This is a genomic window from Trebonia sp. (genome assembly GCF_049794275.1).
Taxonomy (GTDB): Bacteria; Actinomycetota; Actinomycetes; order Streptosporangiales; family Streptosporangiaceae; genus Trebonia.
The window spans coordinates 1-2,936 of sequence record NZ_JBARCR010000239.1 but is presented as its reverse complement, the minus strand read 5'-3'; the positions used below and the strand labels follow the sequence as shown (position 1 = coordinate 2,936).

At 66.7% G+C, this 2,936-nt stretch carries 3 protein-coding genes; 1 reads left to right on the top strand and 2 read right to left on the bottom strand.

The window, feature by feature from the left end; all coding sequences use genetic code 11:
• Positions 1-337: 337 nt before the first annotated feature.
• Positions 338-730 (bottom strand): protein-tyrosine phosphatase family protein, encoded by a 393-nt coding sequence (locus tag WA805_RS06905; protein WP_425240473.1) that lies wholly within the window; start codon positions 728-730, stop codon positions 338-340.
• A 328-nt stretch (positions 731-1,058) separates the two neighbouring features.
• On the opposite strand from WA805_RS06905, the gene WA805_RS06900 reads away from it, so the two are divergent.
• Entirely contained in the window at positions 1,059-1,580 is a 522-nt protein-coding gene (locus WA805_RS06900) for an AAA family ATPase (RefSeq protein WP_425241918.1), read from the top strand.
• 168 nt (positions 1,581-1,748) lie between these two features.
• Here WA805_RS06900 and WA805_RS06895 read toward each other — a convergent pair whose 3' ends face one another.
• Complete coding sequence (locus tag WA805_RS06895; RefSeq protein WP_425241917.1) at positions 1,749-2,432, bottom strand: AAA family ATPase; 684 nt, start codon at positions 2,430-2,432, stop codon at positions 1,749-1,751.
• Between the last annotated feature and the right edge of the window lie 504 nt (positions 2,433-2,936).

Here is a 2,936-nt window from a genome sequence, read left to right as displayed (position 1 = left end):
TAAGATCGTAAATCGCTGCTGTCACGGGAACGCGCGCTCAATAGATGACCGTAATTCCGGGACGACCAGATACAGAGCGTGGACCCGCCGGACCGGATCATGTCGCACATCAAGTGACGCCACGTGTCGCAGATCAAGCGGAGCCGGACACTAGCCGACCTAACCCCCTGACGCTCTTATTGCTGTCAAGTGCCAGCCGCAGCTATGGCGGACGGGGCGGACCTAGGGTCACGATCCGACGCGAGACCCGACTTGGCTCACCTTAGTGGGCAAGTCAGTTGGTACCGGTGATCGCGTCGAGGCTTGGCGAAGGTCGTTGGAGAGGGATCGATCCGCATCAGCGGAAGTCGGCGACGAAACTGGCCTGCTCATGGGTCTCCACGGCATCCAGGCTGTAGTGCTGCCTGACGTAGGCGACCGCATCAGTGGCCGGGGCGCCGTCGAGAACGGCGAGGCACGCCAATGCGGTTCCGGTTCTGCCCCTGCCGCCCACGCAGCCGACCTCAACACGTTCGATGGAGGAACGCGCCAGTGCCTCAACGAGGTTTTCGCGTAGCGCCGCCGGGTTGGCGGGGAGTCCGAAGTCCGGCCAGTCGACCCATCGGTATTCCCAAGTCACCCCGTACAGGTCGCTGCCGACCACATATACGGCAAACTCGGGATCAGGCCTATAGGGGTTGTCGATGCGCAGGCCGCGTCCACGGACCAGCCGCCCCGACGGCAGCGGCATAACTCCGTATGCTCCGGGTTCCCATGTCTGGCTTACCTGGTCAGGGTAATTCACCGCCGTGCGAGCATCCTGGAATTGCCGTGCGTCGAACGCGACTTCGTCTTGACTGTCCGCATATACACAGACACCAGCTCACTCTACGGGGCCATCGTTAGCGCGCAAGTTTGCTTCCTGAACACCGGAAACCCGCAGGTGAGCGTCACGAGCCGGCTGTGAACTCTCGATTGTGAGCCAAGTCAGGAGTGCCAGCCGCAGCTATGGCGGACGGGGCGGACCTAGGGTCACGATCCGACGCGAGAGGACGAGCGCCTGTGTCATCCTGGGCGATGTGAGCCGGCTTGTGTACGTCTCCGGGAGGCTGGGGGCGGGGAAGAGCAGCCTCGCTTTCCCGCTGGCGGCGGAGCTCGGGTATTCGCTGGTGACGAAGGATCTGGTTAAGGAGACGCTGCACGACGCCCTATACGTCCCGGGCGAGGATGAGCTCGACCAGGCCTGGTCGCGGCGGCTGGGCGGCGCGTCGATGGAACTGCTGTGGGTGCTCGCGGCCTGCGCGGGCGACATGGTGATCGAGGCCAACTTCCACCCGCAGAGCGAGTACGAGCTGGGTAAGCTCCGCGGCCTGGGCGACCGCGTCGTCGAGGTGCACTGTGCGTGTCCCGCCGAGGTGGCGGTCGCCCGCTACAACGCCCGGCCGAGGCATGAGGTTCACTGGCTGACGACGGCGACGCTGGCGACGATGGGCAAGTACGACCGGGCGGTCGGCATCGGCCCGCTGATCACCGTGGACACCACCGTGCCGGTCGACGTCGCGTCAGTCGCCGCCGAAGTCCGCCGCCTGCACGGAGCCTGACACCACATCCAGAGCCGTGCCTAGCTCCACTTGATGTGCGACACGTCCTAGGAATTCCGTATTCAGGTTCTCCGTGGTCAGCGGCAGATGGTGCTGGCCTGCGGTAACACCTGCGCACCGCAGGCCAGCACGAACGCGGTCAAGCCGCTCCTAGCCGCAACAGCCGGGTTAGCTGTCAGTGCACGAAGGCCAGTGATCGACCGCCCACTCCTGCCAGCCCGGCCAGCCCGTCGGGGGATTAGGAATCGCACCCCCGTTGAGTTCGGCGGCGTCAGGCACCTGGAACTTCTCCCGCCACTGGTCCAGCTCGGCCTCGCTCATCGGGAACGTCTGATGCGGTGCCGTCGCCTGGCGATGTGCGACGCGGGCGAGCTGAACGTCTCTATCTACGGGCAGGTAGACCACCTGGCATCCTGCCCCGGCCGACTGCGCCAGCCAGCGCAGTGCCGACCGTTCATCGCGGCCCCAGAGCCCGAAGTCGAGCACGACACTGGTCCCCAGCCGCAGGGCCTGCAGCGCGACCGAGATGAGCCGCCCTTCGAGCACGAAGCGCTTGCCGCCTGCCAGCGAATCGCCGAACAGTGGGATCATCCAGTGATCCGGGGTCAGCCGCAGCGCCGGGAGCGTCGCGGCGAGTTCTTTGGCCCGGGTGGTTTTCCCGGCCCCCGGAAGCCCGACGGTCAAGATCAGCGTGGCGGCACGCGGGTCCTGCGCGACGACGGGCCCGGACCGGGCTTCAGCGGGCACCGAGGGCGGGCGGCCGGACTGGCCGTGCGCGGCACCGAGGCTCGGTGCGGGCGGGCGCGGCAATAGTTCCTCGTATTGTGAATCGAAATGCTGCGACTGGGACATGGCTCCCCTGATCAGGCAAGGATGACCCGGCAGCGCGGGAACACACGCGTGACTGTCGGCCGGACACTGATCCGGCGGTACGTCCTGGCACTGACCCCGCCAGGGGACAGCCAACGAGGCCGCGGTTTACGGCAACCTCGGTACCGCCGCTAAGCGGCGGTCCGGATATTCATTGCAGCGCAGCAACCCATGAGCTTGACCGTAACACCAGCCAGCACTATCAGCACGACCCGGCATCTCTACGCGGTCGCGTTCTACTACCGAAACATTTCAAGGGCGCGCCTTCGGCACGCCAGCGCCGGGCCGTAGCACGGCAACAGCGCAGAAGGCGCGAGCTGGCCGAGCAGGAAGCATGATCTGAGATGGGCAGCACCACCAGGCCGATGGCGTCGGCCGGGGAAAGGCGGGAGACTGTCCGCTGCCGGGGCGTCGGCCCCCGCGCGACCTCTCTCGCGCGCGGGGGCGCTGCCGAGCCCGCGCTGCCGACGCCGGGCGGCCCTCCCG

Excerpts from the sequence above, each read along its gene's own strand:
- WA805_RS06905 (WP_425240473.1), bottom strand. The coding sequence starts at position 730 with ATGCCGCTGCCGTCGGGGCGGCTGGTCCGTGGACGCGGCCTGCGCATC.
- WA805_RS06895 (WP_425241917.1), bottom strand. The coding sequence starts at position 2,432 with ATGTCCCAGTCGCAGCATTTCGATTCACAATACGAGGAACTATTGCCG.